The following is a 7,346-nucleotide window of genomic DNA, read 5'->3' on the forward strand; positions in this document are numbered from 1 at the left end:
GATACTTGCAATAGTTGGAGCATCAATCAAACAGAAGTCTTGATCTTTATCTGTGATGTTTGGTGTACCTGGATCTGATACATTTACTACAACAGCTAATCTTACATTGCTTTCACAAGTTGTGGTGGCATCTTTTAAAGCAGCATAATACGTTCTTGTTGTCAATGCTGTTGTAGCTGTTACTAGATTTCCTCCTGTTGAGGCATCATACCAAACAATATTACCTGTCTCTGGACTTACATTTATGCTTGCAATTGTTGGTGCATTTATCAAACAGAAGTCTTGATCTTTATCTGTGATGTTTGGTGTACCTGGATCTGTAACACTTACAACGACAGCTTGTCTTACATTGCTTTCGCAAGTTGTTGCAGCATTTTTCAAAGCCGCATAGTAAGTTCCTGTAGTTAATGCTGTTGTTGCTGTTACTACATTTCCTCCTGTTAAGGCATCATACCAAACTATATTTCCTGTTTCTGGGCTTACATTAATGCTTGCAATAGTCGGCGCATTTACTAAACAGAAGTCTTGATCTTTATCTGCAATATTTGGTGTGCCTGGATCTGTAACGGTAACTGTAATTGCTAATCTATTTTTACTTTCACAATAAACCGTTGGGTTCAATTTTATAGGAACAGAAAGTACTCCATAATAAATTTTACTAGTCAATGGATCACTTGCTAATAGTGGAGTTGTACTTGTCGGCGAATCGTACCAAACAACATCAGTTTCATTAGTTTTAAGATCTGAAACTTTTGGACTGTTTATTACACAAAAATCTTGAGTATTATCATCAGTTGTTGGTGTTGCTGGATCAGTAACTGTTACCGTTACTTCTTTAAGCTCGCCAGCTTTATTTGGACAAGTATTATCACTTTTAACTGCTGCATAATAGGTCATAGGACTCACTGCTGCTGTTAAACCAGAGGCTGTTAAAACTCCTGTTGCATTATCTACTGTGTAAGTTACACCATCAATTACACCAGTTAAAATTGGCTTCGTTTTATTAGCATCCAAATACCAAAAGAATACAGGATTTACCAAAGAACTTGAAGGCGTTAAAGTCGCTGTTGTATTGTGACAAACGGAATCATTATCAACTGAAATATCCGTTGGAAGAGAAGTTGGTAAAATAGTAAATGTTACTTGTTTTCTATCGCCTGGAGCAGTTTCGCAATATTCATCAGAACTAAGTCCTACATAATAAGTATAAGTTCCAGGAGCTAATCCTGTTACGTTTAATATTGAAGCTGTTTCTCCGGCGATTAAATTACTTGTTGTTCCATCAAAACTATACCAATGATAAACTGGATTTGTAAGTGTTGGTACAGGTGTAACTAAAACTGCTTCTAAGCTTACATCTCCATTTTCAGAACAAATCACGGTACTAGATCCATTATTTATTTTTACACTAGCTATAGTTGCAGCTGGCGTGGTTGCTCTAACCACAACTGTTACAACACCTCTTGTTAAAGCGGGACAACCATAACGAATAGGTTGAATATAATATTTATAAGTACCCGCTGCCATTGCAGCTGGAAGTGTATAAGATTGACCATTAGCCAATACATTACCGCCAGTTGGAGAATCATACCAAGCGTAAGTCGAACAATTCTTAGGAGCAACCTCCAATTTTAGTTCAGAACCTGGACAGACCGTGAGCGTATTATTAATATCACTGCCTATAACCTTCGTATTGGTTACTCGATCTATACTATGAACTCTAAGCTGATCAAATACAGTTGCTACACCACCTAAACTAATTTTAACTCTATCGTAAGGCTGAGTTTGAGGTGCAAGAATTGTCATAGCCATAGTATCGCCTGAAAGTAATTTTAAACTCAACAAATTACTGTCATTCTTAATAGGTGCTCCAACCTCAATATTTCCTGAATAAAGTTGGATAACAAACCCTGTAAGCAAATTAAGATTTAAAATTGTACCAGGTTTAGAAATCACTATTCTAAGGCTATCACCAACCATTGATGGTGTTCTAAAAGCCGCTGTAAGTTCGGCTGCGGCCAAAACTCCTGCTCCACTAAACATTGTAGCATAGGTACCCACATCACCATCAGCAGCATTCCAAGGTTGAGAAACCCCTACTGTAGTAGTTAAAGCTCCAACTCCTAAATCTCTTACTCCAGAAAAAATATCTTCGATATCGCCCTGACCACATGTAATTTGTGTTACTTGTTTTTTGTAATGAGCATCATAAACATTAATACTTTGTCCCACACTTAAAACTGATCCTAATTGTACTCTGATACCGTCATAATCTTTAGTACCTGAAACATCAGAAGGAACAAAAGTGTATTCGAATGAATTTTGACCTGATAATAAATTCACTAATGATCCCGATACAGATTGCAGAGTTCCAATATCAATTGGATTTCCAAGTCCATCACGTTTTGTACCCACTACTGTAATACTTTGTCCTACCGCAATTAAACTGTTTTCTAAACCAAGTTTCACAGTTACAGGAGTTCCTTTAGAAATAGTTGTTGGCCATTGCAGGTTTTGCCATGTCGTTCCGATACCCAAAAGTCCTAAACCTGTAGTTATTGTCGAATATGTACTTGGATTACCATCTACTGCTAAAGCCTCATTTGAAACACCTCCGGTAAGAATTGATCCAAAAGATTGTGCATTAGCATAAACTCTTTCTAATAAAGTATCACAATCCAAAGGATCAATAACACTAATTGTTACCGTTTGACTATTGGTACACGTTCCGTTATTAGCAATTGCAGTATAGGTATAAACACCAACAGTGTTAAGTGCTCCTGTACTATTTGATGGCAATGCATTTCCTTGCGGATCATACCAAGTTATTGGTGCGTTTGACGTTGCATTTAATGTTACAACTTCTCCTTTGTTAACTACTCTATTAGAGGTTACATTTGTTAAAGTTGGAATTGGATTAATTGTAACAGTTACTTTCTCTTTGGCCGATAAACAGCTATTACCTGTCGTTTGAGCTTGAATCCAATAATCTCCACCTGTAGTAATATTTGCAGCCGCTTCGTCTGTAATTTGAGTATTTATTGGACTGTAGAAAGTGTAAGTTGTATTTCCTGTGTTATCAAAATTTGTAATCGCATCTTTTAGATTTACTTTCGCACAACCTGAAAAAGTTGCTAAAACTGTCAAAGTTGGAGTAGCTGAATAATTCACTACCACTTCTTTTCGGTCTCCAGCTGCATTTTCGCAAGAACCTTGATTAAATACTGAAATATAATAGTTTTTAGAAGCTGTTAATCCAGTAATCGTTAAAGCACCTGTTACACCATCTTTTGAATATGTTATACCTCCTATTGTCCCATTTGCAATTGGTGTAATGTCACTCTGATTTTCATAATAGTTAAATATCACTCCTGTTAAAGAAGATGTCGGAGATAGTACAATTCCTCCTGCACAAGAAGCTGTCAAAGGACTACTTATTAAAATATCCGCAGCTGTTGGAACTGGTACAACATTTACTGTCACTGCCTGACGAGTAGAATTTACACAAGTTCCACGCGTTTCTTCTAAATAATAAGTAGTACTTGTACTTAATGCTGGTGTAGTATAAGTTGAAAGTGCAGAAAGCTCAGTCCCTCCTGTAGGCAGATTATACCATTTGTATGTTTTTCCTGTTGTATCTGAAGTAACCGCCAAATTTGTTGATTTCCCAACACAAACAGTAGTTCCTGAAACAGTTGCTTCTTTATATCTATATGAAGCGCCATAAATATCTAAACTAGTTGCTACAGTTGCTAATCCTCCTAATGCAACTTGAATGGCTGAAAATGATCCTCCCGCAACAAAACTTGCTTTAAATCGATTTCCTCCCAACAACTGAACATTTACGAGAGCTCCAATAGTGGTCAAATCATTATTTGGAGTTACACCGTTAAAACTTCTTAATGTAACATTAGAAACAAGTCCAAGATCAACAATTCCTCCTGGCAATCCTAACTCTACATCTATAATATCTCCCGCTTGACCCGTTGTTGTAAAAATTAACTTTTGTTCTAAGGTTGATAAAATACCAAGTCCTAAAAAAAGTTTTGCTGCGGTAGTATTATCTCCATCTACTGAAAAATCTGGATCTGTTACACCACAAAAAAGAGTACACACAGCACCATTCAAACTCGTTTGTTGCGTAGTTGGTCTCAAACAAACATCAACACTGTTAATTACAGATACATTGATTGCGGCTCTTGAACTGCTTACACAATCTGAGGCTGTAGCACGGGCTTCAACATAAAATGTTTTACTCGCGGTTAAAGCAGGGACAGGTGTATAAGTGCTAGCTCCATCACTTAGATTTAAAGGAGTTCCTCCTGTTGCTGTATCAAACCATTTATAAGAAACACCAGCGACAGGATTTAAAACCTCTAAAGTAATACTTTGTCCAGACTGAATAACCACGTTCGAATTTGCAGGAACAGGTACTGAAGGTCGGGGACTTACATTAAGAGTTACCGATGAACGCGGACTTACACAATCTCCAATCACAGCTTCAACATGATAAGAAGTAGTAGTCGATAGATTTTGAGTTGTATAAGACGTTCCTGTAAAAACTAAATTTCCTCCAGTTAATGCATCATACCATTTATAAGTTGTACCCACAACCGGCGAATCGACTGTTATCGTACTTGATTGTCCTGCACAAAGATTTGACGGAGATGCCGTGATAGTAGATGTAACAGGATTATTTACAGTAACAAGAACAGCCGACCTTTCACTATTAACACATCCATTGCGAGTTACCTCGACATAATAAGTTGTATTTGCTGTTAAAGCAGGAGTTGTAAAAGCAGCCGTACTTGTTAATAAATTTCCTGCTGTTGCAGCATCATACCATTTAATCGATTCACCTAAAGCGACATCGGCTGTTAATGTTGTTGTTTGTCCACTGCAAATCGTTTTATTTCCAGTGATAGTTCTTTCCTTAAACTTATAAGAGGCTCCATAAATGTCAAGACTAGTTAATAATAAAGCCAATCCTCCCAATCTAACCTCTACTCGATCAAAAGCTGCTTTTGCCGTTAAAGTAACTCTAAAGCGTTCTCCTCCTAATAACTGAACATTCAAAAGAGAGTTTACAGCCGCGCGATCGTTATTAAATGTAGCGCCATTGTAAGTTGCAAGAGAGATATAACTTAATAAACCAACATCTGCTAAGCCGCCTGGAATTCCTAACTCAACTGTAATAACATCTCCCGCCTGACCTGCATTATTAAATTGCAAAATCTGCTGCACCCAATCATTAATGAGTCCAACAGGTACAGACAGCCTTGCTGCAGAATTATTATCGCCATCAACCGACTTATTCTGATCTGATGAACCACAAAGTAAACAAAGCCCGCTCTGAGAAGTCTGCTGGCTGTTTGCCTGCAAGCAGCTGCCTTGCGCAGCTGCAACCGTAACTGTTATAGGAACTCTTAAAGCACTAACACAACCACCAGCACTATTACGAGCCTCGACATAAAAAGTTTTTGTCGCAATTAAAATAGGTGTAGTAAAAGTATCTGAGTCTCCTAATAATTTAGTTCCTCCAGTATTTACATCGTACCAATCAAAAGTAACCCCTGATTCATTTGTAAAAGCACTTAAAGTTGCATTTTGTCCTGATAGTATCGACACACTCTGAGTCAATACCGTTGGATTTGCAGGAACTGCCGTTGATGTAACAGTTACCGTAGTTCTTGTTGTTTTACAGCTTCCAATTGCCGCCTCAACATAAAATTTTGTAACACCTATTGGAACTGTAGGAGCGTAAGTATTTCCTGTTGTCAAAAGAGTTCCTCCTGTTTCTGCATCATACCATCTGTAATCAGTACCAAATACAGGATTAATTACAGATAATGTAGTTGCCTGAGTTGCACCCGCAGAACAAATCGTTGTTCCCGTAGTACTAATAGTTGGCTGTATCGGATTAATAACATTTATAGTAACAGGTAATCGTTCACTGCTTTCACAACCAGCCACTCTCGAAGTACTAAGATAATACGTAGTTGTAGCTGTTAAACTTGGTGTAGTAAATGTACTAAGAGTCGAAAGCGGCGTGGTTGATGTTGGAGAATTATACCAAGCAATAGTTGTACCAGCAGCTGCAGTTGCAGAAAGCGCTACAGATGACCCATAACATACTGATTGAGTCTCCCCTCCCGTAATAGTAGGTTTTGCAAATTGCAATCGCACATCATAAAGAAGCAAACTATTAAGTACACCAATAGCGCCCCCAAGTTTAACTACAAGTCGATCGGCATCCTTAGTCAAAGTGTATCGTACAACACCAACCTTATTACCAGAAAGTAATGATAGATTTAGAATAGAGTTGCCTAATCCAATATCTGCTCCACTATCTGTAACACCCAAAAATGGCTGAATTGTTGCAGTTGAAAGCAGTTCTAAGTCAAGTAAATCGTTGCCGCTGCCTATGTATAATACAATTTGATCACCAGCTTTTGCCGTTTGATTAAATATCAAAGTTTCCCTAAGAGTACAACCAACCCCTAAAACAGTACTGAGAGATGTAGCTGTCGTAGGTACTGCACTTGATTCTGCATCGTAAGCAAAACCAGGATTGGTTATACCAGAACCAATGCACAATCCCGTACTATTAGTAGTATGCGAAGTGGGTCTACAAAAAGTTTGCGCGAAATTTATATTACTGAGCAGCAGTAAAAACACCAAACCAAATAATCTCTTCTTTAAGATGAGATCGTAAAAAGTAATTTTTTTCATAATTTGGAAGATTAGAAAATGGACAATAAAATACCTGTTGCGGTAAGCACGTATGCTTAGGCAATTTTAAAACTGTTAATAATCAAACATTTAGAATGAAATTTTAATTTTTAGTAATCCAAAATTAAAACTGCACTTTAATAAAAATTATGTTGTATTATGTATACCAAAGTATACTAAAGAGCACTTTTTGCTCACTTTGAACAAAAAATGTCTTGAAACTTTTTGGAAATACTGATCTAAACCAGACTTCCTCGAGGAGTGATTTGTTAGAGGGATAATTTTCATAAAAGAAAATTTAAGTTTAAGAGAACTGGGGGTAATTCTATTAAATATATTATCATTCAATTTTATAGAAAGTTGATTACTCTTTCTGTAAACTTTGTTTCATTAGAATAAATTCTAATATTAAATGCAATACGCTTAATAAATAATTAATTCTGCTTAAAAAAACAGAAAACTTCTTCCATCAACAAAATCGCCGATTGGATTTTGAAAATGAAAAAGCAACAAAATTGTAAAATTTGAAAAATAAGTTTGAAGTGGAACTAAAACTAAATTCGAAAATCAATTTAATTTTATACAAACTCATAAAAAATAAAGCTAAAATAATA

The 7,346-nt window shown here is 36.6% G+C and carries 1 pseudogene; it reads right to left on the reverse strand.

The annotated features are described in order from the left end of the window. A pseudogene (locus tag BOW55_RS20175) lies at positions 1-6,732 on the reverse strand (hypothetical protein); the annotation flags it as partial. Positions 6,733-7,346 lie beyond the last annotated feature (614 nt).

Origin of the sequence: Flavobacterium sp. YO12, assembly GCF_004119495.1 — a bacterium.
In the GTDB taxonomy this organism is placed as follows: Bacteria; Bacteroidota; Bacteroidia; order Flavobacteriales; family Flavobacteriaceae; genus Flavobacterium.